The sequence below is a fragment of the Nocardia sp. NPDC127579 genome, from assembly GCF_042672005.1.
GTDB lineage: Bacteria > Actinomycetota > Actinomycetes > Mycobacteriales > Mycobacteriaceae > Nocardia.
The window spans coordinates 82,286-105,652 of record NZ_JBHXVZ010000001.1 but is presented as its reverse complement, the minus strand read 5'-3'; the positions used below and the strand labels follow the sequence as shown (position 1 = coordinate 105,652).

Annotated in this window: 19 protein-coding genes and 2 tRNA genes; 11 read left to right on the top strand and 10 right to left on the bottom strand. The window is 68.1% G+C overall.

Annotation, left to right across the window (positions count from 1 at the left end; genetic code table 11):
• Nucleotides 1–35: 35 nt before the first annotated feature.
• Complete coding sequence (locus tag ACFVMC_RS00595; RefSeq protein WP_379205670.1) at nucleotides 36–1,241, bottom strand: benzoate/H(+) symporter BenE family transporter; 1,206 nt, start codon at nucleotides 1,239–1,241, stop codon at nucleotides 36–38.
• Between the two features lie 220 nt (nucleotides 1,242–1,461).
• Between ACFVMC_RS00595 and ACFVMC_RS00590 the strand changes: the two genes are divergently transcribed.
• Entirely contained in the window at nucleotides 1,462–2,283 is an 822-nt protein-coding gene (locus ACFVMC_RS00590; protein ID WP_379205669.1) for a sulfurtransferase, read from the top strand.
• A 16-nt stretch (nucleotides 2,284–2,299) separates the two neighbouring features.
• Here ACFVMC_RS00590 and ACFVMC_RS00585 read toward each other — a convergent pair whose 3' ends face one another.
• Complete coding sequence (locus ACFVMC_RS00585; protein WP_379205668.1) at nucleotides 2,300–2,992, bottom strand: HNH endonuclease family protein; 693 nt, start codon at nucleotides 2,990–2,992, stop codon at nucleotides 2,300–2,302.
• A 41-nt stretch (nucleotides 2,993–3,033) separates the two neighbouring features.
• Nucleotides 3,034–3,396, bottom strand: coding sequence for a hypothetical protein (locus ACFVMC_RS00580; RefSeq protein ID WP_379205667.1), 363 nt, complete (start codon nucleotides 3,394–3,396; stop codon nucleotides 3,034–3,036).
• Nucleotides 3,397–3,554: 158 nt separating this feature from the next.
• Between ACFVMC_RS00580 and ACFVMC_RS00575 the strand changes: the two genes are divergently transcribed.
• Together ACFVMC_RS00575 and ACFVMC_RS00570 are read left to right on the top strand one after the other, a co-directional pair.
• Nucleotides 3,555–6,335, top strand: coding sequence for a DEAD/DEAH box helicase (locus ACFVMC_RS00575; RefSeq protein WP_379205666.1), 2,781 nt, complete (start codon nucleotides 3,555–3,557; stop codon nucleotides 6,333–6,335).
• The gene (locus tag ACFVMC_RS00570) at nucleotides 6,332–7,090 is read left to right on the top strand and encodes an SWIM zinc finger family protein (protein ID WP_379205665.1); all 759 of its coding nucleotides are present in this window, start codon (nucleotides 6,332–6,334) and stop codon (nucleotides 7,088–7,090) included. The genes ACFVMC_RS00575 and ACFVMC_RS00570 overlap by 4 nt, the downstream gene beginning before the upstream one ends.
• A gap of 254 nt (nucleotides 7,091–7,344) precedes the next feature.
• On the opposite strand, the gene ACFVMC_RS00565 is transcribed toward ACFVMC_RS00570, so the two are convergent.
• A complete protein-coding gene (locus ACFVMC_RS00565; protein ID WP_379205664.1) occupies nucleotides 7,345–7,830 on the bottom strand; it encodes a hypothetical protein in 486 nt (161 codons plus the stop codon).
• Between the two features lie 72 nt (nucleotides 7,831–7,902).
• On the opposite strand from ACFVMC_RS00565, the gene ACFVMC_RS00560 reads away from it, so the two are divergent.
• A complete protein-coding gene (locus ACFVMC_RS00560) occupies nucleotides 7,903–8,427 on the top strand; it encodes a TetR/AcrR family transcriptional regulator (protein WP_379205663.1) in 525 nt (174 codons plus the stop codon).
• 328 nt (nucleotides 8,428–8,755) lie between these two features.
• Entirely contained in the window at nucleotides 8,756–9,589 is an 834-nt protein-coding gene (locus tag ACFVMC_RS00555; RefSeq protein WP_379205662.1) for a helical backbone metal receptor, read from the top strand.
• 103 nt (nucleotides 9,590–9,692) lie between these two features.
• Here ACFVMC_RS00555 and ACFVMC_RS00550 read toward each other — a convergent pair whose 3' ends face one another.
• A complete protein-coding gene (locus tag ACFVMC_RS00550; RefSeq protein WP_379205661.1) occupies nucleotides 9,693–10,763 on the bottom strand; it encodes an amidohydrolase family protein in 1,071 nt (356 codons plus the stop codon).
• 51 nt (nucleotides 10,764–10,814) lie between these two features.
• On the bottom strand, nucleotides 10,815–14,024 hold the full coding sequence (gene icmF, locus ACFVMC_RS00545; protein WP_379205660.1) for a fused isobutyryl-CoA mutase/GTPase IcmF: 3,210 nt from the start codon (nucleotides 14,022–14,024) through the stop codon (nucleotides 10,815–10,817).
• Nucleotides 14,025–14,233: 209 nt separating this feature from the next.
• Between icmF and ACFVMC_RS00540 the strand changes: the two genes are divergently transcribed.
• Genes ACFVMC_RS00540 through ACFVMC_RS00520 form a run of 5 tightly spaced genes read left to right on the top strand, consistent with a single transcriptional unit; the run spans nucleotide 14,234 to nucleotide 19,586 of the window.
• Nucleotides 14,234–15,733, top strand: a complete 1,500-nt coding sequence (locus ACFVMC_RS00540) for a CoA-acylating methylmalonate-semialdehyde dehydrogenase (protein WP_379205659.1) — start codon at nucleotides 14,234–14,236, stop codon at nucleotides 15,731–15,733.
• A gap of 4 nt (nucleotides 15,734–15,737) precedes the next feature.
• Complete coding sequence (locus ACFVMC_RS00535; protein WP_379205658.1) at nucleotides 15,738–16,877, top strand: acyl-CoA dehydrogenase family protein; 1,140 nt, start codon at nucleotides 15,738–15,740, stop codon at nucleotides 16,875–16,877.
• A complete protein-coding gene (locus tag ACFVMC_RS00530; protein WP_379205657.1) occupies nucleotides 16,874–17,920 on the top strand; it encodes an enoyl-CoA hydratase/isomerase family protein in 1,047 nt (348 codons plus the stop codon). The genes ACFVMC_RS00535 and ACFVMC_RS00530 overlap by 4 nt, the downstream gene beginning before the upstream one ends.
• Nucleotides 17,917–18,813, top strand: coding sequence for a 3-hydroxyisobutyrate dehydrogenase (gene mmsB / locus ACFVMC_RS00525; protein ID WP_379205656.1), 897 nt, complete (start codon nucleotides 17,917–17,919; stop codon nucleotides 18,811–18,813). Before ACFVMC_RS00530 ends, mmsB begins: the two co-directional genes overlap by 4 nt.
• Nucleotides 18,810–19,586: an enoyl-CoA hydratase gene (locus ACFVMC_RS00520; RefSeq protein ID WP_379205655.1), complete on the top strand. Its 777-nt coding sequence runs from the start codon at nucleotides 18,810–18,812 to the stop codon at nucleotides 19,584–19,586. The genes mmsB and ACFVMC_RS00520 overlap by 4 nt, the downstream gene beginning before the upstream one ends.
• Here the strand turns inward: ACFVMC_RS00520 and ACFVMC_RS00515 are convergent.
• Nucleotides 19,583–20,617: an Hsp70 family protein gene (locus tag ACFVMC_RS00515; RefSeq protein WP_379205654.1), complete on the bottom strand. Its 1,035-nt coding sequence runs from the start codon at nucleotides 20,615–20,617 to the stop codon at nucleotides 19,583–19,585. The genes ACFVMC_RS00520 and ACFVMC_RS00515 overlap by 4 nt on opposite strands.
• Nucleotides 20,618–20,734: 117 nt before the next feature.
• On the bottom strand, nucleotides 20,735–21,283 hold the full coding sequence (locus ACFVMC_RS00510) for a MarR family winged helix-turn-helix transcriptional regulator (RefSeq protein ID WP_379205653.1): 549 nt from the start codon (nucleotides 21,281–21,283) through the stop codon (nucleotides 20,735–20,737).
• Nucleotides 21,284–21,376: 93 nt separating this feature from the next.
• Here ACFVMC_RS00510 and ACFVMC_RS00505 point away from each other — a divergent pair.
• A tRNA-Cys gene (locus ACFVMC_RS00505) sits at nucleotides 21,377–21,448 on the top strand.
• Here the strand turns inward: ACFVMC_RS00505 and ACFVMC_RS00500 are convergent.
• Together ACFVMC_RS00500 and ACFVMC_RS00495 are read right to left on the bottom strand one after the other, a co-directional pair.
• Complete coding sequence (locus ACFVMC_RS00500) at nucleotides 21,449–22,867, bottom strand: metallophosphoesterase family protein (RefSeq protein WP_379205652.1); 1,419 nt, start codon at nucleotides 22,865–22,867, stop codon at nucleotides 21,449–21,451.
• Nucleotides 22,868–23,219: 352 nt separating this feature from the next.
• A tRNA-Ser gene (locus ACFVMC_RS00495) sits at nucleotides 23,220–23,288 on the bottom strand.
• Nucleotides 23,289–23,367: the final 79 nt, after the last annotated feature.

The following is a 23,367-nucleotide window of genomic DNA, read 5'->3' as shown; positions in this document are numbered from 1 at the left end:
TGCCCGCAGCCGTTCCGCGGTGGTCATGAGCATTGTCATGGCCGGGGTGTGAGGACCCAGCGGACCAGGAGTCCGGCCAGTAGCGCCCAGAAGGCCGCGCCGACGCCGAGGAAGCCGACTCCGGAGGCCGCGATCAGGAAGGTGACGATTCCGGCTTCGCGGTGTTCCTCGGCGCGCAGCGCACCGGCGACGGCGGCGGCCAAGGTCCCCAGGAGGGCAAGGCCCGCAACGGTTTCCAAGGTGCCCGAGGGCGCGGCGGCCACCACGGCGACCAGAGCGGCCGAGCCGAGGGCCAGCACCAGATAGGCGGCGCCCGCCGTGCAGGCGGCAACCCAGCGGCGCCTCGGGTTCGGGTGGGCGGCGGGCGCGGCGGACAGCGCCGCGCTGATCGCGGCGAGATTGATCGCGTGCCCGCCCGCGGGCGCGCCGAGCGCGGTACCGATCCCGGTGACCGTCATGGCGGACCGCCAGGGCACCCGGTAGTCGAAGGACTTCATCACCGCCGTGCCCGGAATATTCTGCGAGGCCATGGTGACGATGTACAGCGGGATCGCCACGCCGATCATCGTCTGCCAATTCCACTGCGGCAGCGTTAATTCCACCGTCGGCACGAGCGCCGACGCCGCGAGCGGCCGATCCCGCACCACAATGCTGATCGCCGCGCCCACGGCCGCAGTGACGAACGCCGCCAGCACCGCCCAGCGTGTGGCGAAGCGCTGGAGCACCAGCCACACCAGGATCACCGGGACCACCACGGCGGGACTGGTGCGCACCGCCTGCACCGGCGCCAGGCACATCGGCAACAGCACCCCCGCCAGCATGGCCTGCGCGATCTCCACCGGAATCGCGGCGACCAGCTCACCCAGTCGCTGCCACCACCCGGTGATCACGATCAGCACGCCGGTCAGCGCGAACGCACCCACCGCGGCGGCCCACCCGCCGCTCACCGCGCCGGTACTCGCGAGCAGCGCGGCGCCCGGCGTGGACCACGCGAGCGTGATCGGCATCCGATACCGGTAGCTCAGCAGCATCATCCCGATCGCCTGGGTGACGCACAGCGCGAGCAGACCCGACGCCGCCTGCGCCGAATCCGCGCCGACGGCCGTCAATCCGGCCAGCACCACCGCGAACGAACTGGTGAACCCGACCAGCGCCGTCACCACCCCGGCGCCGATCGGCTGTCCCAGGCCCACCTCGGGGGCGGACGGATCGGCTGCGGCGGGCGCGGAAACCTTGGACATTGCCGGAATCCTGCCCCGAGCCCACCGCCGTGTCCGCGTCCACTCCCGCGAAACTGGTCTGAATCAGGTGCGGGCGGCCAGTGACCCGACCGGAACCAGCACGCGCCGTTGCCGCCGAACGGGTGCAGCAGCACGAACGGTATGCCTCCCACCGCGCCGCCCGCCCGGCACAGACGTAGCATCGGACGACAAGCAGCGGACTTCGACCCGAGGAGCTGGATTGGGCGCCGTACTGATTTCGCCGGAGCAACTTCGAGAAGCGTTGGCGAACAATAGGGTTCGTCTCCTGGATGTGCGCTGGGCGCTCGGCGATCCGGACGGGCCCCAACACTATCTGGACGGGCACATCCCCGGCGCGATCTTCGTCGACCTGGAAACCGAACTGGCCGCTCCCGCCTCACCGGCGCGCGGCCGCCATCCGCTGCCCGAAGTCGCGCAGTTGCAGAAATGCGCGCGCAGCTGGGGAATTCGCGTCGGTGAGGCAGTGGTGGTCTACGACGCCACCGGCGGCATGGCCGCCGCCCGCGCGTGGTGGCTGCTGCGCTGGGCCGGCCTCGAGGACGTCCGCATTCTCGACGGCGGCCTCCCGGCCTGGCAGCGCACGGGCGGCACGCTGGCCCAGGGTGCCGAACCCGATCCCGAACCCGGCGATGTCGTCCTGAGCTCGGGCCATCTGCCCGTGGTCGACGCCGATGCCGTCGCCGGTTGGGAGGGCCTGCTGCTGGATGCCCGCGCCGGCGAACGCTACCGCGGCGAGGTCGAACCGGTGGATCCGCGCGCGGGACACGTCCCCGGCGCGGTCAGCGCGCCGACCGCCGACAATCTCGACAGCGACGGCCGGTTCCACGCCGTCGATCTGCTGCGCGAACGCTTTACGGGCCTCGGTTCGGGCCCGGTCGCCGTCTACTGCGGGTCCGGCGTCACCGCCGCACACCAGATCGCCGCGCTCGCCACCGCCGGCATCGACGCCGCGCTCTATCCCGGATCCTGGTCGCAGTGGTCCAACGACCCCAAGCGTCCCGTCGCCACCGGCGCCGAATGACCGCTCCCGCATCGGTTCACGGGCACCCGCGGGCGAGATCGGCCAGTACCGCGTTGTCGGCGGCGGTGATCGGGAGGTCGTAGTGCACCGCCACGGTGAGGTAGCGGCCCGCGTAGAAGCAATGGTTGGCCCGGGCCGGTGGTAGCCAGCCGGCCGGGGTGCTGTCGCGTTTGGACTGGTTGACAGCGGCGTCGGTGGCCAGCAATTCGAGATCGACGTCATTGGCGAAGGCCACGCGGCGCTCGGCGGGCCACGCCGACGCTCCCATATCCCAGGCGGCGGCCAGCGCGTACACGTGATCGACCTGGATCTCGCGGGCTTTCGCCTTGGTAAAGGGGAGTCGACGGCCGGAGTACAGATCGTCGAGAGTGCCGGACACGACCACGCAATCCCGCGTGCCGGGCCGGAAGGCCACGTCGGTGAGTTGCCCGGCCAGCACATTGTTTCGAGTGTCGCACCCGTCGTGACCGCCCGGCCCGTCGTGATCGTCGGTCCACGATGCGCCGAAGACGCACGCCTGCCCCGGATCACAGCCGCGTTCGTAGCCGCCGGGATGCGGCCGTTCGGCGATCACGCGGACCGAGGCGAGCAGCTGCTCGACCTGAGCCCGGGAGGGGCTGCCCGGCGCCGGCGCGACCGGCTCGTCACCGCGGACACAGGCGGTGAGCGCGAGCAGCAGCGCCACCACCAGCCATCCCCGAATGCCCATGGGCCCAGTTCTACCCGCGGGCACCGACATCCGGAGTGCGGCTACATCCAGGCGCGGGTGAGCAGCTCGTCCTCGGCCGACTCGACCGCCTGCGGCGGGAATCGGGTCGCCCCGATCGTCTGGTGCCGGGCGCCGTCGTGCCCGATCACCCACGAGCCGCCGCGCTCCTGGCACTCGGCGATCTTCGCGAAGGTCGCGAGCAGGAAGGTGATGGCGTCGGCCGGGGCCGGGGTGCGCGCCAGACGCTGTGATTCACCGGGCCGCGAGAGATCCAGCCACACACCGGACTGACCGTCCAAGCGCATGCCGACGATCTTCCCCGCATCGACGAAGGTGAATTTGCGCCGCTCCCACGGAGTCGTCGGCGTATAGCTCTGCTCGAGTACCTGGAGCAGAATCGTCATGCTGCTGCCCTGCCTTTCTAGGCTGGGGTATTACCGCGAATTAGCGGATCTGATGCTATGACCAGCGGATATTCAATTATGAGCTGACCGGGCGGAGAAATCCAGGAATCCGCGGACGCGACCTGGAAGCTGTCGGTGGCACCTGATTGGATGGGCGGATGCTGCACGGGCTGTGGTCACCGGGTTCCGGGTTGCTGCTGTGGACCGACACGGTGGTGCCCGAGGATTTGCCGGATCCACTGGGCAGTGCGCTGCGGGCCGCCAGGTGGCGCCACCGCGCGGAGGTGCTGCTCGCCGGAGAACGCGCCAAGGTGCAGGCCCACGCCATGGCGCCCGCGGCAGCCGCCGCCGCGCTGCGCCAACGCCTGCCCGCCGGGCAGGTTGCGGGGGATCTGCGCTTCCTGGCCCACGTCGCCGCCGGTATCGAACGGTGGGCCCGGGCCGGGCGGGTGGTACCGGAATTGCGCCGGGAAGACGGGCAGTGGTGGCCGCGCTGGCGGCTGCTCGGTGGCGCCCGCCAGCGTGCCTGGCTGGCCGAACTGTCGGTGGCGATGCCGCCCGCGCTGCGGGTCGCGGGTCGCCCGGCTGCCGTACTCGACGATCTTGTCGCCGAACTCACCGATCCGATCGTCAGCGAACTCCTGGATGCTCCCGTGCCCACGCATCCACTGCTGGCCGCGCTGCTCGGCGATACCGATCTCGAGGCGGGCAGCCACCAGCTGTCGGAGATGCTGGAGCGCTGGCGGGCCAGCCTCACCGTCGACGAGCCCGAATTGGTGCTGCGTCTGCTCGAACCCGACGGCGACGAGGAACTTCCATTGTGGCGGCTCGAAGTCTGCCTGCGCACCGAGGGCGAGGCCCCGGTTCCGATTCCGCTGCACGGTGATCCGAGCCTGGTGCACACCGCCGCCGAGAAACTCGGCGAAGCGCGCCGGGCCTACCCGCGGTTGCGCGATCTGCCCTCCGACGGCCACACCATGGACCTGCTGCTACCCACCGCCGTGGTGGCCGATCTGGTCGAACACGGCGCGCACGCATTACGCGCGGCGGGCGTCAAACTGCTGCTGCCGCGCGCCTGGAACATCACCGAGCCGTCGCTGCGCCTCCAGGTCACCAGTGCGGTCCCGGCCGCCGAGAGTACCGTCGGCATGCGCGGATTGGTCTCCTACCGTTGGGAATTGGCGCTCGGCGACACGGTGCTCACCAAGGCCGAGATGGAGCGTCTGGTGCGCTCGAAATCGGATCTGGTGCAGTTGCGGGGCGAATGGGTGCAGGCCGATCACCGAGTGCTGGCCGCGGCGGCACGCTACGTCGCCGCGCACTCCGACACCTCGCCGATCACTCTGGCCGACATGCTCGGCGAACTCGCCGGCGGTCAGGTTGCCCAGGTGCCGGTCACCGAGGTCTCCGCCACCGGCTGGGCCGCGGAAATCCTGGAACGGCAACATGATCCGGAACCCGTCGCCGCGCCGGCGGGCCTGCGCGCGCGATTGCGGCCGTACCAGCAGCGGGGTCTGTCCTGGCTGGCCACCATGAACCGGATGGGTTGCGGCGCGGTACTCGCCGACGATATGGGCCTCGGCAAGACCGTGCAGGTGCTCGCCCTGCTCGCCCACGAGCGGGAAACCCCTGCGGGACAGGCGGATCCGGGCCCGACCCTGCTGGTGTGCCCGATGTCGGTGGTGGGCAACTGGCAGCGCGAGGCGCAGCGATTCACCCCCGGCCTGCGCGTGCTGGTGCATCACGGCGTCGGCCGTCGTTCCGGCGCGGAACTGGACGCGGCCGTCGCCGCGGCCGACCTGGTGATCACCACCTATGCCCTGCTGGCCCGCGACCTCGAGGAGTTCCGTCGCCAGGCGTGGGAGCGCATCGTGCTGGACGAGGCGCAGCACATCAAGAACGCCAACACCCGCCAGGCCCGCGCCGCTCGCGCCCTGCCGGCTCGACATCGCCTGGCCCTCACCGGAACTCCGGTGGAGAATCGCCTGGAGGAGCTGCGCTCCATCCTGGACTTCGCGCAGCCCAGATTGCTGGGCACCCCGCAGACCTTCCGTGCCCGCTTCGCGGTGCCGATCGAGCGGGAACGCGACCAGAACGCGATCTCGCGGCTACGGTTCCTCACCCAGCCGTTCGTACTGCGCCGGGTGAAGACCGATCCGGCCGTCATCTCCGATCTGCCGGAGAAGCTCGAGATCACGGTGCGCGCCAATCTGACCGTGGAGCAGGCCGCGCTCTATCAGGCCGTCGTCGAGGACATGCTGGAAAAGATCAAGGGCGCCAAGGGAATGGCGCGCAAGGGCGCGGTGCTCGGCGCGCTGACCCGGCTCAAACAGGTCTGCAACCATCCCGCGCACTTCCTGGGCGACGGGTCCGCCGTGCTGCTGCGCGGCAACCACCGCTCGGGCAAACTGGCCCTGGTCGAGGATGTGCTGGAGTCGGTGCTCGCCGACGGTGAGAAAGCCTTGCTGTTCACCCAGTTCCGCGAGTTCGGCGAGATCATCGCCCCCTATCTGACCGAGCGCTTCGGCACCGAGATCCCGTTCCTGCACGGCGGCGTCGTCAAACGGCGGCGCGACAGCATGGTCGAGCGGTTCCAGTCCGCGGACGGGCCGCCGCTGATGTTGCTCTCGCTCAAGGCCGGTGGCACCGGTCTGAATCTCACCGCGGCCAATCATGTTGTGCACCTGGACCGCTGGTGGAATCCGGCGGTGGAGAACCAAGCCACCGACCGCGCCTACCGGATCGGGCAGCAGCGCAATGTGCAGGTCCGCAAGCTGGTCTGCGTCGACACCATCGAGGAGCGGATCGACGAGATGATCAACGGCAAACGGCATCTCGCCGAGCTGGCGGTGGGCGTGGGGGAGAACTGGATCACCGAGTTGAGCACCGACGAGCTGCGTGAGCTGTTCACCCTCGGTGCGGAAGCGGTGGGCGAATGACCGACTATAGCAAGTACGGAAAACGGCTGCCGGTGCGCGGTGGCGTCGAAGCCCGCAGTCGCCGTGGTGGATTCGGCCGCACCTGGTGGGGCAAGGCGCTGATCGAAGCGGTGGAGGCGATGGCCGAACCGGGGCGATTGGCACGCGGTCGCACCTACGCCCGCTCCGGTCAGGTGGTGAGCTATCGCATCGAACCGGGCGCGGTGACCGCGGAAGTGCAAGGGAGCCAACCACGTCCGTTCACCGCGGTGTTCGCCGTCCGTGCGCTGCGCGAGGAGGAACTCGATCTGCTGATCGACACCATTCGCGCCGCACCCGGCATGCTCGCCGATATCGCCTCCGGCGCGCTGCCCATCGGCCTGGGCCCGCTGCTGCTGCCGACCACCGCCGCCGACCTGGATTTCGAATGCACCTGCCCTGATCCGGGCTGGCCGTGCAAACACGTGGCCGCAGTCTGCTACCTGCTCGCCGAACGGCTGGACGAGCGCCCGCGCGAGATCCTCACCCTGCGCGGCCTGGACCTCGACACCCTGATCGCCGGTATCGAACGCGATCCGCAGCCGGCGGAATCAGCCGACCCCTACGGCGACGAAGCGGTGCTTCCGGATCTCCCGAAGCCCGAATTCTGCCCGGCCCTAGATGATTTGGACCCCACCCTGCTGCGCCGTGCCATGCGGATGAGCAGCGAGGACGAGTCGATGGCCGCGGCGGGTCTGCGTGAATTACGCGCACTCTATGCGGTGTTGGAGGGCTGAGGTCGCCCGAGACGCCAGGTCCGCGCGCGCGGAGTCTGCGGATTCCGATGCGGGCAGTCGGACCTGGCGTCCATGGGGTGGCGGGGCATTCACAGGGGCAAGTGACTGCTCGCCAGGCACCCGGTGTCGAGGCCGACTACGCTTCCCGGGCTTGTCTGGCTGGATCCCTGCCCGGTGCGATGTGGGCCGGGACTTCCCGACGCCGGGTGCCATGTCTCAGTGTGCGCCGCTGTCCGCGGCCCGGAACTGCCCGATTACTGTCCATTCGCTGCCCTTGCGCCGTCCTTGGCTCGGGGTCCGGCCACCAGGACGGCGGCGAAACACACTGTGGCCAGGCCGGATACCACGACGGGAATTTCTGGGAAGTACAGGCAGGCGATCCAGAAGGTGCCCGCCGCGGCCGCGGTGCACGCGGCGCTGAACGCCGACCAGCGTTCGAGCAACTGCGGAGCGCGCCGGGCGGCGATCACGGCCAGCGCGCTGAACAGCAGCGCGCACAGACCCATGCCGACGCTGTAGCCGGTATTCAGGCCGAAAACAGTGACCTCGCGCCCGCCTTCGAACATCGGAGTGATGGTCTGCCGGGACAGGTCGTTGACGATTTCCTCCTCCGGACTGTCCGCACCGTTGAACGTGTGCACCACCAGCAGATGCGCCAGCCCTATGAGCCCGAGCAGTACCGCGCCCGCTGTGTGGACGGGCCCGGCCCAGGCGGCCGTGCGGGTGGGAGCGGATGTCATCGCGGTCATCGTGACCTCCAAGAATTCACGCATTCCAGAACAAAACAAAAGTTATGTTATAGGCTGGGAGTTGTGGCAGGCAAGATCTCATGGCTGACTTCCGGGCTCACCATCCTCGGCACCGCGGGCGCGCACGGTCTCACCATCGACAAACTGGTGGCCGCGACCGGGCTGAGCACCGGGTCCTTCTACCACCATTTCGGCAGCATGGCCGGCTTCAAGAAGGCCCTGCTCGCACACTTCGAAGAACTGCATACCCAGCGCTACATCCGCGAGGCCGACACTGCCGGCCCGGACGCCCGAGCCCGCCTGAACCTGCTGATCGACCTGGTGCTCGCCGACGCGGAACCGGGACGCCTCGAAGTCGCCGTCCGAGCATGGGCCCTCGATGACCCCCTCGCGGCCACCGCCAAACAACGCGTAGACGCCGCCCGCCTCGACTACCTACGCGAACTACTCCACGATTGCGGCTACCCCGCCCCCGCCGCCGAGCAAACCGCCCAGATCCTCTACCTACTGGTCCTCGGCGCAGGCGCGATCATGCCCGAACTTCCCCCCGATCAACTGCGCGTACTGTGCGAACGAGTCCTAGCATGACCCCGAGCCTCTGTCCTGGAGCCGAGCAGGCGGTATCGGGAAACCGTCGTGTGCCACGGAATTTCCGGTGGACCGGCGGAGAGATGGGAGTTGTTGTATGCCACGGGATTTGCCGCGTTCCCGCCAGCTGCGCAGGTGCCGATCTCCCGTGTCGTGGTGACCTGTCAGAGCGAATGTTCCCAGTTGCGGAACAAGGCGAGCGCCACACAGGTGCTGGTTGCAGGAATTGGCCGAACGGGAAGCCTCCGCGGGCCGGGCGGCGAGGTCCGCGGTCTCGACCGGTAGTTCGGTGCACTGTGTCATGCGCGTGAGGGGCGGGGTGGGGAAGATGGCGCAGCCTTCGGGCGATCAGGGGGAATTGTCGCCGCGGCTGGTTGCTGGGGCTCGGCAGGCGTTGTGGGCTCTGGATGATCTGGGTGCGCCGTGCCCGCTCACTCGGCCGGTGCGACGGGTGGTGTCGCTGGTGCCGTCGCTGACCGAGTCGGTGGCGTCGAGTTGTCCGGGGCTGCTGGTGGGGGCGACCGAATGGTGTTCGCACCCAGCTGATCTGGTGGTGGAGCGGGTACGGGGCACCAAGAATCCGGATGTGCGCCGGATCATCGAGATCGCGCCCGACGTGGTGCTGTGCAATCAGGAGGAGAACCGCCTGCGCGATGTCGAGAGGTTGCGTGATGCTGGGATTCCGGTGTGGGTCACCAGGATTCGTACGCTCGACGAGGCATTCCGCTCGCTGCGGCGAATGTTCACGACCGTGCTGGACGTCGATTCCCCCGCCTGGTTGGTCGAGGCCGAAACCGCCTGGGCGGCACCATTGTCCAGCCCGGTCCGCAGAGCTGTCATCCCGATTTGGCGTAATCCCTGGATGGTAGTCGGCCGCGACACCTTCACCGCCGACCTGGCCCACCGTCTCGGTCTCGACCTGGTCCACGCCGACCGGCCCGACCGCTACCCCCGTCTCGATCCCGAAGAGCTCACGGCCGGAATCGATCTCGCCGTTCTCCCCGACGAGCCGTACGTCTTCACCGAATCCGACGGCCCGGACGCCTTCCCCGCCATCCCGGTCGCTCTGGTAAGCGGCCGCGACCTCACCTGGTACGGCCCATCCTTGACCACCGCCCGCGCCACGCTCACCCGACAACTGGCCGCCGCCCGACCCCGCTGACCCGAACGTCCTGTGTTGGTCCATCGCCAAAATTGCCTGAACGATGGCTGTCGCGCCGCGCTCGGTGATCTGTGGATTTGTCACAGTCCTCCCGGCTCCCGGCTTAGTTCGCCAACCGGTACACCCGCTGGGCGGTGCCACGGAAGACCTGTGTGAGTTCGGCAGGTCCGCCGCCGTGGCTGGTTATCGCTTCGGCGATGGTTTGGATGCTGTTGGGGATGGTGGTGATGGGTTTGTCGACGGGGAAGTTGGAGCCCCAGAGCATTCGGTGCGGGCCGAAGACGGTTTGGCAGTGGTCGAGTAGGGGGCCTACTCGGTCGAGCAGGGCGGGGACGGGGGTGGGGGTGCCGCGGGGTGGGACGGGGTGGCCGAGGATCGGCATCATGGCGCCGCTGCATTTGGCTACGACATTCGGGTTGGCGGCGAGGGCGGCGAAATCGTCGCGCCAGCGGAGGAGGAGGTCGCGGCGGGTGCCGGGGTCGGTGCCGGTGTGCTTGCCGACGGGGCCGAAGAGGCCGGCGGGGGTGCCCAGGTGGTCGATGATGATGGTGACTTCGGGGTACCGCTCGGCCAGGGCGGAGACCTCGGGCAGCTGGTGCGAGTAGATCCAGGCGTCGAAGGTCAGCTCGCGTTCGGCGAGCTGGGCGAAGCCGTCCAGGAAAGCCGGTGCGGTGAGGGCGTGTTCGGTGCGGCAGAAGGAGCGCACGCCGGAGTCGGGGTGGTGCGCGACCATGGTGCGGATGCCGCGGAACAAGGGGGACGCGGATCGGTGCGCGTCGAGCAGTTCGGCGAATCGGGGGGCGGCAGGATCGGCGCTGCCGATCAATGCGCCCAGCGGAAGCTCCTCGGGCGTTGGTAGATTCGCTACCCAGGTCGTCTCGTCGGCTTTGGCCAGTGCGCCTTCGCCGGACCACTCGACCTCCATGTGCATGAACTCGTCGATCGGCGCGTCGCCGACGTCTGCGCGATAGTCCGGCGGCAGATAGCGGTTCAGATAGGCCGTGGGATCGCCGGAGAACTCACGATCTCGGCGTGGCGCGAACTTCATCGCCGTATCCACCGAAATCGGCAGGTAGCGAAAGAGTTTCGCCTTGCCGGCGAAAGCTCGCGGGGTGGTGAACGGGTCCCACTGGTGTACATGCGCGTCGATGATCCGAATGCCTGCAAGGTCCATATCGCCGTCCTACCATCAGGCCCCCGACCTCCGCGATTGTCACACGCCCGTTCACACATTACGGCGGTATTGGCCGCCCACCCGGAAGAACGTGTCGGTGATCTGCTGCAGCGTGCAGACCCGGGCGGCATCCATGAGCACCCCGAAGATGTTCTCGTCGGTGCGCGCCACCGCTTCCAGACGGGCCAGGGCGGCGTGGGCCTGATCGCGGTGCCGGTGCTGGAAGGCGCGGACCCGCTCGAGCTGCGACTGCTTCTCGGCCTCGGTACCGCGCGCCAGCTCGATGACGTGCTGCGGTTCGCCGTGCGGATTACGGAAGGTGTTGACGCCCACGATCGGCAGCGACCCGTCATGCTTGCGCTGTTCGTAACGCATGGATTCGTCCTGGATCTTGCCGCGCTGATATCCGGTCTCCATGGCGCCCAGTACGCCGCCGCGCTCGCTGATCCGCTCGAATTCGACCAGCACGGCTTCCTCGACCAGGTCGGTCAGCTCCTCGATGAGAAAGCTGCCCTGCAAAGGGTTTTCGTTCATCGCCAGGCCCCATTCGCGATTGATGACGAGCTGGATGGCGAGGGCGCGGCGCACCGATTCCTCGGTAGGGGTGGTGACCGCTTCGTCGTAGGCGTTGGTGTGCAGGCTGTTGCAGTTGTCGTAGATGGCGATCAGGGCCTGGAGCGTGGTGCGAATGTCGTTGAAGTTCATCTCCTGTGCGTGCAGCGACCGGCCCGAGGTCTGGATGTGGTACTTCAACTTCTGCGAACGATCGTTGGCGCCGTAGCGATCCCGCATGGCGATCGCCCAGATCCGGCGTGCCACCCGGCCGATCACCGAGTACTCGGGGTCCATGCCGTTGGAGAAGAAGAAGGACAGATTGGGCGCGAAGTCGTCGATGTGCATGCCGCGTGCGAGATAGGCCTCCACATAGGTGAATCCGTTGGCCAGCGTGAAGGCCAGCTGGCTGATCGGGTTCGCTCCGGCCTCGGCGATGTGATAGCCGGAGATCGACACCGAGTAGAAGTTGCGAACGCTGTTGCGCACGAACCACTCCTGGATGTCGGCCATCATGCGAAGGCTGAACTCGGTGGAGAAGATGCAGGTGTTTTGGCCCTGATCCTCCTTGAGGATGTCGGCTTGCACGGTGCCGCGCACGGTCGCCAAGGTGCGGGCCTGGAGTTCGGTGGCTTCGGCGGCGGTGGGCTCCCGGTCCTCGGCTGCGGTGAACCGTTGCAGCGCTTGATCGATCGCGGTGTTGAGGAAGTAGGCGAGGATGGTGGGTGCGGGTCCGTTGATCGTCATCGATACCGAGGTCGTGGGCGCGGTCAGATCGAAACCGTCGTAGAGCGCCTTCATGTCCTCCAGTGAGGCGATCGACACACCCGAGGTGCCGACCTTGCCGTAGATATCGGGCCGCTCGGCGGGGTCGTGGCCGTAGAGCGTCACCGAATCGAAGGCGGTGGACAGCCTTTTCGCCTCGGCGTGCTCGCTGAGCACCTTGAATCGCCGATTGGTGCGGAACGGGTCGCCCTCACCGGCGAACATCCTGGCGGGATCCTCGCCGTCGCGTTTGAACGGAAAGACACCGGCGGTGAACGGGAACCGGCCCGGCAGGTGCTCCGCGCGCAGGAACCGCAGCAGTTCACCGTGATCGGTGAACGGTGGCAATGCGACCCGCGGAATAGTGTTGCCGGACAGCGTCTCGCGCCGCAGCGCGGTGCGGATTTCCTTGTCCCGCACCCGAACCACCTGTTCCTCGCCGCGATAGGACTCGGCGAGCGCGGGCCAGCTCGCGATCAATTCGGCGCTGTCGGTGTCGAATTCGGCTCGCGCCGCTGCCGCCAGGTCGGCGAGTTCAGAGTTGCCAGGCAGTTCGGCCGCCACGGCCTCCAGTCGCTGCACCCGCTGTGCGGCGCGGGCGTGGCGGGCCGTCGCGGCGTGATAGTCGCGCACCGTCTCGGCGATCTCCGCCAGATAGCGCACGCGTGCGGGCGGAATCAGCTGCGCGAACCGCGTCGACGCGCGCGTCCGCACGCGGGGGAGCGCGCCCGGCTCCAGTCGTAGTCCGCGTGCGGCGAGCAATCCGATCAGGTGCTGGTACAGGGCGGTGACGCCGTCGTCGTTGAAAGTCGCCGCGCTGGTACCGAATACCGGCATGGCCTCCGGTGTGGCGGTGAAGTCGGCCCGATTGCGCACCAGTTGGCGCGAGACATCGCGCAGCGCGTCGGCGGCGCCGCGGCGTTCGAACTTGTTGATCGCCACCACGTCCGCGTAATCGAGCATGTCGATCTTCTCCAGCTGGGAGGCGGCGCCGAACTCCGGCGTCATCACATACAGCGCGACCTCGACATGGTCGGTGACCGCCGCGTCGCCCTGTCCGATGCCGGGTGTCTCCAGGATGACGAGGTCGTAACCGGCTGCCTTGCAGGCGTTCACGATGCCGTCGATGTTCTCCGGTAGTTCTCGGCCGCCGCGGGTGGCCAGGGAACGGAAGAAGATGTGGTTCGCGTCCAGCGCGTTCATCCGGATCCGGTCGCCGAGCAGCGCGCCACCGCCGCGCCGCCGGGTCGGGTCCACCGCGAGGATCGCCACCCGCAGCTTGTCCTGCTGGTCCGAGCGCAGTCGTCGCACCAATTCGTCGGTGAGCGAAGACTTTCCGGAGCCCCCGGTGCCGGTGATGCCGAGCACCGGCACCGTACGAGCGGCGGCGGCCGCGTCCAGTGCCTGCCGATCCGCGCCGGGCAAGGTGTCCTGTTGCAGGCAGGTGATGGCCCGGGCCAGCGCGGCGCGGTCGCCGGTGAGCACCGCGTCCAGGGCCGGCGGGTGCTCGGCCGGATCGTGGTCGCAGTCGCGGATCAGCTGATTGATCATCCCGGGCAGGCCGAGCCGCTGGCCGTCCTCGGGGGAGAAGATGGTGATGCCGGATTCGGCGAGCCGCGCGATCTCCTCTGCGACGATCACGCCACCGCCACCGCCGTAGATCCGGACGTGCCCGGCGCCCGCCGCGCGCAGCGCCGCCGCCAGGTACTCGAAGTATTCGACGTGTCCACCCTGATACGAGCTGACCGCGACACCTTGCACGTCTTCGGTGAGTACCGCGTCGACCACCTCGCTGACCGCCCGGTTGTGGCCGAGGTGGATGACCTCGGCGCCCTGGGCTTGCAGGATGCGCCGCATGATGTTGATCGCGGCATCGTGCCCGTCGAACAGGGCCGCCGAGGTGACGAAACGGACGGGGTGCTTGGGCTGGTGCAGGTCGGCCACGGCTGCCTCCGAAAGGGTGCGATTCGCCCGATAGTAGGACGTCCAACTAATTCTACGGTGATGTGGATCACTCCGCTACCGGACGCGCGGCGCTCGCTCGTCAGTGTGATGGATCACACTGTGGCTAATTACTAGGATGTCCAACTATAGGATGGCCGCAGATCAGTCGCATCGGGCTGACCAGCATCGATCAACGAGACAGGACTGGCATGGTTCGCGAACTCACGCATTTCATCGGCGGGCAGCACGTCCCCGGCACTTCCGGCAACTTCGGCGACGTGTTCGATCCGAACATCGGCCAGGTGCAGGCCCGGGTGCCGCTGGCGAGCAAGGCCGAGGTCGAGGCGGCCATCGCCGATGCCGAGGTGGCCCAGCGTGAATGGGCGGCGTTCAATCCGCAGAAGCGGGCCCGGGTGCTGATGAAGTTCCTGACCCTGGTGCAGGACGAGATGGATTCGCTGGCCGCGCTGCTGTCCTCCGAACACGGCAAGACTGTCGCCGACGCCAAGGGCGATATCCAGCGCGGCCTCGAGGTGATCGAATTCGCCTGCGGCATACCGCATCTGCTCAAGGGCGAGTACACCGAGTCGGCCGGCACCGGCATCGACGTGTACTCCATGCGCCAGCCGCTGGGCGTGGTCGCGGGTATCACCCCGTTCAACTTCCCGGCCATGATCCCGCTGTGGAAGGCCGGGCCCGCGCTGGCCACCGGTAACGCGTTCATCCTCAAGCCCTCCGAGCGCGACCCCTCGGTGCCGCTGCGGCTGGCTGAGCTGTTCCTCGCGGCCGGGCTGCCCGCAGGCGTCTTCAACGTGATCAACGGCGACAAGGAAGCCGTCGACACGCTGCTGCACGATCCCCGGATCAAGGCGGTCGGCTTCGTCGGTTCCACCCCGATCGCGCAGTACATCTACGAGACCGCTTCCGCGAACGGCAAGCGCGCCCAGTGCTTCGGCGGCGCCAAGAACCACGCCATCGTGCTGCCGGACGCCGATCTCGACGATGTCGCCGACCAGCTGATCGGCGCGGGCTACGGTTCCGCGGGCGAGCGCTGCATGGCCATTTCGGTGGCGGTGCCGGTCGGCGAGGCCACCGCGGATCGGCTGCGCGAGAAGCTGATCGAGCGCGTGCACAAGCTCAATGTCGGCCGCTCCGACGATCCGGCCGCCGACTTCGGCCCGCTGGTCGGTCGCGACGGGGTCGACCGCGTCAACTCCTATGTCCAGATCGGTGTCGACGAAGGCGCCGAGCTGGTGATCGACGGGCGCGGGCTGCGCGTCGAAGGCGGCGAGGACGGATACTTCGCCGGGGCAACGCTTTTCGATCGGGTCACACCGGATATGCGGATCTATCAGGAGGAGATCTTCGGCCCGGTCCTGTCCATCGTGCGGGCCGCGGATTACGAGGAGGGCCTGCGCCTGGCCAACGAGCACGAATACGGCAACGGCGTAGCCATTTTCACCCGCGACGGTGACGCCGCCCGTGACTTCGCGGCGCGGGTGCAGGTGGGCATGGTCGGCATCAATGTGCCGATCCCGGTGCCGATCGCCTACCACACCTTCGGCGGCTGGAAGCGGTCCGGTTTCGGCGATCTGAACCAGCACGGTCCCGACTCGATCCGCTTCTACACCAAGACCAAGACCGTCACCCAGCGCTGGCCTTCGGGGATGAAGGAATCCAATGCCTTCGTCATCCCGACGATGGACTGATCGCATGTTCGATCTGGACGACGACGAGAAGGCGATCCGCGACACCGCGCGCGGCTTCGCCGACGAGTTCCTGGCGCCGAACGCGCTGGAATGGGATGAGCAGAAGCACTTTCCGGTCGACGTGCTGCGCAAAGCGGGCCCGCTCGGGCTCGGCGGCATCTACGCCGGCGAGGACGTCGGAGGTTCGGGGCTGCGCCGCCTGGACGCGGTCCGCATCTTCGAGCAGTTGGCCACCGGCTGCCCGGCCATCGCCGCGTACATCTCCATCCACAACATGGCCACCTGGATGATCGACAGCTACGGTGACGAGCAGCAGCGCCATCGCTGGCTGCCCGAGCTGACCTCGATGAACCTGCTGGCGGGCTACGCGCTCACCGAGCCGGGCGTCGGCTCGGACGCGGCGGCGCTGAGCACCCGGGCGGTGCGCGACGGCGAGGACTACATCCTCAACGGCGCCAAGCAGTTCATCTCCGGTGCGGGCGCCAATGACGTCTACGTGATGATGGTGCGCACGGGTGAGCAAGGGGCGCGCGGTATCTCGGCGCTTGTCGTGCCCGCGGACACCCCCGGTCTCTCGGTGGGGCCGAACGAGAAGAAGATGGGCTGGAACGCCCAGCCGACCCGCCAGGTGATCCTGGAGGACGCGCGCGTGCCGGTCGCGAACCGGCTCGGCGCCGAAGGCGACGGTTTCCGGATCGCGATGAACGGGCTCAACGGTGGGCGGTTGAATATCGCCGCCTGCTCGGTCGGCGGCGCGCAGGCGGCGCTGGACAAGACCGTTCCGTATCTGGCCCAGCGCAATGCTTTCGGGCAGGCGCTGCTGAAGAATCAGGCGCTGCAATTCCAGCTCGCCGATATGCGTACCGAGCTGGAAGCGGCCCGGACGCTACTGTGGCGGGCGGCCGCCGCGCTCGACCGCGATGCGCCGGACAAGGTCGAATTGTGTGCGATGGCGAAGCGATTCGCGACCGACGCCGGGTTCGAGGTGGCGAACAAGGCGCTGCAACTGCACGGCGGCTACGGCTATCTGGCCGAGTACGGGCTGGAGAAGATCGTCCGGGATCTGCGCGTGCACCAGATTCTCGAGGGCACCAATGAAATCATGCGGGTGGTTGTCGCCCGCTCGGTGGTAGGAGCGGCATGACCGAGGTACTGATCGAAAAGCGGGACGGGCTCGGCCTGATCACGCTGAACCGGCCCAAGGCGATCAACGCGCTGAATCATCCGATGGCACTGGCCATTCTGGATGCGCTGCGCGCCTGGGCCGCCGATGACGACGTGCGCACGGTGGTCGTCACCGGCGCGGGCGAGCGCGGGCTGTGCGCGGGCGGCGATATCGTCGCGATCCACAACGACGCGAAATCCGGTGCGGCCAATGCTGATTCGCCCACCGGGCGGTTCTGGCGCGACGAGTACGTCCTCAATGCGTTGATCGGCGGTTACGCCAAGCCGTATGTGGTCGTCATGGACGGCATCGTGATGGGCGGCGGCGTCGGCCTGTCCGGGCACGGCAGCCACCGCATCGTCACCGAACGCTCCAAGGTCGGCATGCCCGAGGTCGGCATCGGGTTCGTCCCGGATGTCGGCGGCACCTACCTGCTCTCACGCACGCCGGGTGAGATCGGCACCCATGTCGGTCTCACCACCGCGCGGATGACCGCGGGTGACGCCATCGCCGCCGGTTTCGCCGACTACTACGTCACCTCCGAACACATTCCGGCCCTGCTGGATACGCTGCGCACCGAGACGGCGGAGATCGCCATCGCCAAGTTCGCCACTGCCGCACCGGAATCCGGTCTGCTGGTGCAGCAGGAGTGGATCGACGACTGCTACAGCGCGGACACCGTCGAGGAGATCGTGGCTCGTTTGCAGGCCGGCGGGGTACCCGAGGCTGCCCAGGCCGCCGCCGATATTCTCGCGAAATCACCGGTGGCGCTGAAGGTCACGCTGCGCTCGCTGCGTGCGGCCCGTGCCCTGCCGACGCTGGAGGCCGTGCTGAACGAGGAGTATCGCGTGTCCATCGCGTCACTGTCCTCGCATGATCTGGTCGAGGGCATTCGCGCCCAGGTCATCGACAAGGACCGCAATCCGCAGTGGTCGCCCGCGGCGCTGGCCGAGGTGACCGACGCGCAGGTCGACGCGTACTTCGCCGAATTGGGCGACAAGGAACTGGGGTTGAGCGCATGAGCGGGAAGATCGGTTTCCTGGGACTCGGGCACATGGGCGGGCCGATGGCCGCCAATCTGGTCCGGGCGGGTTATGACGTGCTGGCCTTCGACCCGGTGCCCGCCGCGCGTGAGCAGGCGAGCGAAGACGGTGCGACCGTAGTGGATTCGGCCACGGCCGCCGTGGCGGACCGGGATATCGTCATCACGATGCTGCCCAACGGCAAGCTGGTCCTGGACGTGTACGCGGAACTGCTGCCGGTCGCGAAGCCGGGCACCCTGTTCATCGACTGCTCCACCATCGATGTCGCCGACGCCAAACAGGCCGCCGATCAGGCGATCGCGGCCGGGCACCTGGCCTTGGACGCCCCGGTGTCCGGCGGTGTCGCCGGCGCGGTCGCGGGCACGCTGACCTTCATGGCCGGCGGCACCGCGGCGGCGTTCGCGGCCGGGCTGGGCGTGCTCGAGGTGATGGGCGCCAAGGTGGTGCACTGCGGCGACTCCGGCGTCGGCCAGGCCGCCAAGATCTGCAACAACATGCTGCTCGGCATCTCCATGATCGGCCTGTCCGAAGCCATCGTGCTCGGCGAGAAGCTGGGGCTGAGCCACGAGAAGTTCTTCGACGTGGTGTCCACGGCGTCGGGCCAGTCCTGGGCGCTGACCAGCTACTGTCCGGTGCCGGGCCCCGTTCCGGCCAGCCCCGCCAACAACGACTACCAGCCCGGTTTCGCGACCGCGCTCATGTCCAAGGATCTCGGCCTGGCCGCGAACGCCTTGCAGGCCAACGGGGTCGACGGCCGGATCGGTCGGCTCGCGGCGGAGATCTACAGCCGGTTCAACCAGGAAGCGGCCGGTAGGGACTTCTCGGCTATTGTGACCGACATTCGTAAGCGATCTGGAGAGGAACCGGCGTGACCGACTTCGAGACCATTCTGCTGGAGCGTAAGGGCCGCGTCGCACTCATCACGCTGAACCGGCCGAAGGCCCTCAACGCGCTGAACTCGCAGGTACTCACCGACATCTCGGCGGCGCTGGACGAACTCGAGCATGACAGCGAGATCGGTGCGGTCGTGCTCACCGGCTCCGAGCGAGCCTTCGCTGCGGGCGCGGACATCAAGGAGATGCAGAGCAAGTCCTATATGGACATGTTCCTGGCCGACCACTTCGCGGGCTGGGACCGGCTCACCGCGTTCCGCAAGCCGATCGTCGCGGCGGTCGCCGGCTACGCCCTCGGCGGCGGCTGCGAACTGGCCATGATGTGTGACCTGCTGATCGCCGCCGACACCGCCAAGTTCGGGCAGCCCGAGATCAAGCTCGGTGTCATCCCCGGCATGGGCGGCTCCCAGCGTCTCACCCGCGCTGTCGGCAAGGCCAAGGCCATGGACCTGATCCTCACCGGCCGCAATATGGACGCCGAGGAAGCCGAGCGCGCGGGGCTGGTGTCCCGCATCGTCCCGGCTGCCGATCTGGTCGCGACCGCGCTCGAGGTGGCCGAGACCATCGCGGGCATGTCGCTGCCCGCGGTCATGATCGCCAAGGAGGCGGTCGATCGTTCCTTCGAGACCACGCTCGGCGAGGGCCTGCGTTTCGAGCGCCGGGTCTTCCACTCGCTGTTCGCCACCGAGGATCAGAAGGAAGGCATGACCGCCTTCGTCGAGAAGCGGCCCGCGGACTTCAAGCACCGTTAGCGAAACGCCGGGGGAGTATCCACATGCTCCGCCGGTGCGGGGGAGTGGCCGGGGCTGGCGTCCCGGTCCATGACCAGCACACCGGCGATGGTCGCGCCCAGGGTGGCGGTGACCGCAAGTGCGGCAATGAGTTTGCGGCGGTCACCGGGCGCGGTGGCGGCCAGGCGGGCGCGCGTCGGCCGGAATTCGGCGGCCGGGCGGCCGGTCGCGAGCAGGACCGCGCCGCGGGCGGACACCGTCTCGGGTTCGGGGTGGACGACGATCGGCAGTTCGATGTCCTCGGCGAGGGTTTCCTGAATGCTGGGGCTGCGCGTGCAGCCGCCCAGCAGCACCATGGCGTCCGGTGCCGTCTCGGCCTGCTCGATCAGCTGGTGCACGAACGACACCGAATGGTGGATGCCCGCCGCGCACAGCTCGGTGATATCGCTGCGGGTGAGTACGGCCCGCCCGCCGGACGCGCTGTCCGTCGCGGTGACCACGCGGTCGGTGCTGAGCGCTTCGCGGTGCTTGCGACAGGTTCCCTTGTCGGTCAGGACGCCGTCGCGGGCGAGTTGCCAGCGCAGTAGCGCGTCGAAGCCGTCGCCGCCGAGCACCGTGCTGCGTTTGCTGGACAGGACCGAATCGGTGCGGCAGTCGGCGTGGGTGATGGTCAGCCCAGAGCTGCCGAGGTCGTAGAGCAGGACCGTGCCGTCCTCGGGCAGGCGGCCGGTGAAGCGCAGATAACGCAGTTGCGCAAGGGGTTCGGAGACGACGGTGAGCGGGGTGTGGCCCGCGGCGGCGCGAATCGCCTCGGCGTGCAGCGGACAGCGGCAGGTCACCGCGGTGCCGGTGATCAGTTCGCCGCGCTGGTCGGCTGAGCGGCGCATGCGCCGGATCGCCTCGAAGACGGCCTCTTCCACGCCGCCGCCGGCCCGTCGGGGCACCCGGCAGCGATCGATCGGGGGTAGGTGTGGCTGATCGGAATGTGTCAGTACCGCGCGAGCGCCGCCAGCGCCTGCCGATACCCCCAAGACCAGCACCATGCGCTCCATGGTGAACCTTTTCCCGGCGGCTGCCAAGGTGGGGCGCGGCAATTCGCTAGTCGGATGCCGGAACGTTACGGACACGCCGATCGGGCCGGATATCCGACTGCCCAGTTCGCTTGCTGGTCAGTGCTCTCCGGTGACCCAGCGCGCCTGCGCGTCACCGGTATCGAAATCGCCCGCGGCATGCCGGAATTCCGCCAACAGTTGCAACAGCGTGTGCAGGCGATCCGGCGCCAGGCCGGGTTGCGCGAACACCTTCGCGTTGAGCTGTTCGGTGGCCGCCGCGACGAGTTCACGCCCGGCCTCGGTGATTTCGATGAGGGTCGCGCGGCGGTCGCTGGGATGCGGAACCCGGCGTACCAGCTGTGCCGCCTCCAGCCGGTCCACCGTATTGGTAACGCTGGTCGGATGAACCTGGAGCCGCGCACTGGCCTTCGCCATCGGGAGGGCGCCGGTCTTGCTGAAACTCAGCAGCGCGAGCAGTTCGTAACGCGAGAACGTCAGACCGGTCGGCTTCAGGGCCTCGTCGACCCGGGCCATGACGATCTGCTGCGCCCGCACCAGCGAGGTCACCGCCGCCATTCCATCGGCCACCGCGTCCCAGCCGTGGCCGACCCACTGGCGGTGGGCCTCCTCGATCGGATCGAGCGGAAGCGGGCGTGGCCGGGACATGAAGTCGATCATCGCATGCCGATGCGCGATTCGAATCAGGGTGAGCGCAACGGTGGGCCGCGGCGCCCGGAACCGGCATGGTTATGAGACCACGCGGGCGTGGCTGAGAGGTTTAGGCAGCGGTCTGCAAAGCCGTTTACGTGGGTTCGATTCCCGCCGCTCGCTCTACCGGGCTTTCTCGATTCCCGAGAAATCCCGCAGCACAACATGATTACGGTCGGCGCAGCTGCCGAGAGTGTAGAACGGCTGCAAACCGAAGAATTCGCCACGGGTAATACCGCTCCAGCGCCGGGCGTCCGGGGTGCGAGTCTTGTAGAAATTGACCATGTACCCGCCCTCGTGGATCCGCAGCAGGCTGTAGCCGCCCGGATACTCCTTCACCGCGGCCACCTCCAGGAACTCGACGGCGCAGTCCACATCCGGCCGGGTGCGGAGATTGCGGTGAGTGTGTCCGCTGTGATGCAGGAATACGCCGGGCGTACGGGCATACAGCGCCTGCAACTCGGCGGCATCGGATTGATTCAGAATGAAACCCGGCCCGGCGATATTGCTGAAACCGGACTCCCGGGTCACCGGGTGATGGCCGAACACCACCGTCGGGCGGTCCGGGTCGGCGCGCAGCGCTTCGGTGAGCCGGTCGAATTGCGGGCGTTCGATTCGCCCGCCCGCGGCATCCAGCTCACTGGTATCCAGTCCGAGTAGACGCAGGCCACCCACCTCGTGCTCGACCATGTGCTGGCGCTCGGTGAATTCCGGCCCCCAGCAATCGAAATGATCGCCGATCGGCGCACAGGATCGATAATCAGCGCCCGTATGCGGCCGGTCGTGATTGCCGCGCACCGCCAGATAGTCCTGACCGTGCGCGCCCCACCGGTCCAGCGCGCGGCGCACCCCGCGCACCTCGTCCACCTCCGCCTCCGCGGTCAGATCGCCCGCGAGCAACAGCCGTTCCGCGCCGCGCTCGGGCCGGCGCAGGTCATCCAGGAGCGCGTCCAGCATCACCTCGGGATAGGGCGGCAGATCCGGCGCCTGCCGGAACCCCGGCGGAAACGAACCCACGACCAGCCCGCTGACGGTCTCGCCGTAGTGCACGTCATTGGCCAGGGCCAGCGTGCGCAGCAGCCGCCCGGGCGGCGGCACCAGCGTGGTGAATTCGCCCGTGGCCTCCGGTGTTCCGGGCGTGATGGTGGCCGGATTCAAGCCGGGCGTGGCCCGGACGCCGTCGGACCAGACCTCGAATCGATAGGCACGCCCCGGTTCCAGGCCGTGAATCTCCGCGTAGTGGAACGGAGTTCGCTCCCCCTCGGCGTGCACCTGCACCGGCGCGCGCGGGGAATCCGCGGGACCCACCCGCACCTCACCACCCGCGTCGACAGGCAACAGCCCTACCGATTCCAGCATGCCGGTCGTCCAGGTCAACACCACCGATGTATCGGTAACGGTGACCACTTCCAGATCGGTCGCCACCATCGGATTCCCCTGCGCCCAAGCCCTACTCGCCACTTTCGGCGCGGTGGCCGACAGCAGCGCGGCCAGCCCCACAGCCCCCAGAAAGGTCCGACGCGACGGACCACAGCAGGTCATGCGGGACAGCGTACCGGCAGCCCGGGCAGACGCTGCGGGAGTAGCGCGCCAAGAGTATGCGAATGCGATGTGCCAGCGTGAGAGTGGGCCCTCAGTGCTCACTCGCCGTGTCCTGACTGCAACCCTCCGTTTCAGTGCGCGCCCGAGGGCCCGGGCCTCCGCCAGCTGTGGCGGGCAATGGCTTCCGCCCCCTCCCACCCCAACCCCCGAAGACCACCCGGCACTCCATCAAGGGGGGTCCGGGGGGCGAAGCCCCTCCGGCTGGGGCCTGGGGGCTCGGCCCCCAGAAAACACACCGAAACGAGAAACGGCCCATGCCACCTATGGGCATGGGCCAACTATCGAGTGAAGGTGCCCTCGGCAGGATTCGAACCTGCGGCCTTCTGCTCCGGAGGCCAAATCACGGTCGAAATCACGAGTGGTCAACTCCTTAACGCCCAGGTAGAGGGCGATAAATGATGTCGGGATCAATGCCGATCAGTGTGCCATAGGATACATTT

Bases quoted from the DNA above. Each gene is read 5' to 3' on its own strand.
- ACFVMC_RS00575 (WP_379205666.1), top strand. From the start codon at position 3,555: ATGCTGCACGGGCTGTGGTCACCGGGTTCCGGGTTGCTGCTGTGGACC.
- ACFVMC_RS00585 (WP_379205668.1), bottom strand. From the start codon at position 2,992: ATGGGCATTCGGGGATGGCTGGTGGTGGCGCTGCTGCTCGCGCTCACC.
- ACFVMC_RS00565 (WP_379205664.1), bottom strand. From the start codon at position 7,830: ATGACATCCGCTCCCACCCGCACGGCCGCCTGGGCCGGGCCCGTCCAC.
- ACFVMC_RS00580 (WP_379205667.1), bottom strand. From the start codon at position 3,396: ATGACGATTCTGCTCCAGGTACTCGAGCAGAGCTATACGCCGACGACT.
- ACFVMC_RS00595 (WP_379205670.1), bottom strand. From the start codon at position 1,241: ATGTCCAAGGTTTCCGCGCCCGCCGCAGCCGATCCGTCCGCCCCCGAG.
- ACFVMC_RS00515 (WP_379205654.1), bottom strand. From the start codon at position 20,617: ATGGAGCGCATGGTGCTGGTCTTGGGGGTATCGGCAGGCGCTGGCGGC.
- ACFVMC_RS00535 (WP_379205658.1), top strand. From the start codon at position 15,738: ATGTTCGATCTGGACGACGACGAGAAGGCGATCCGCGACACCGCGCGC.
- ACFVMC_RS00500 (WP_379205652.1), bottom strand. From the start codon at position 22,867: ATGACCTGCTGTGGTCCGTCGCGTCGGACCTTTCTGGGGGCTGTGGGG.
- ACFVMC_RS00550 (WP_379205661.1), bottom strand. From the start codon at position 10,763: ATGGACCTTGCAGGCATTCGGATCATCGACGCGCATGTACACCAGTGG.
- mmsB (WP_379205656.1), top strand. From the start codon at position 17,917: ATGAGCGGGAAGATCGGTTTCCTGGGACTCGGGCACATGGGCGGGCCG.
- ACFVMC_RS00555 (WP_379205662.1), top strand. From the start codon at position 8,756: ATGGCGCAGCCTTCGGGCGATCAGGGGGAATTGTCGCCGCGGCTGGTT.
- ACFVMC_RS00570 (WP_379205665.1), top strand. From the start codon at position 6,332: ATGACCGACTATAGCAAGTACGGAAAACGGCTGCCGGTGCGCGGTGGC.
- ACFVMC_RS00540 (WP_379205659.1), top strand. From the start codon at position 14,234: ATGGTTCGCGAACTCACGCATTTCATCGGCGGGCAGCACGTCCCCGGC.
- ACFVMC_RS00530 (WP_379205657.1), top strand. From the start codon at position 16,874: ATGACCGAGGTACTGATCGAAAAGCGGGACGGGCTCGGCCTGATCACG.
- ACFVMC_RS00510 (WP_379205653.1), bottom strand. From the start codon at position 21,283: ATGTCCCGGCCACGCCCGCTTCCGCTCGATCCGATCGAGGAGGCCCAC.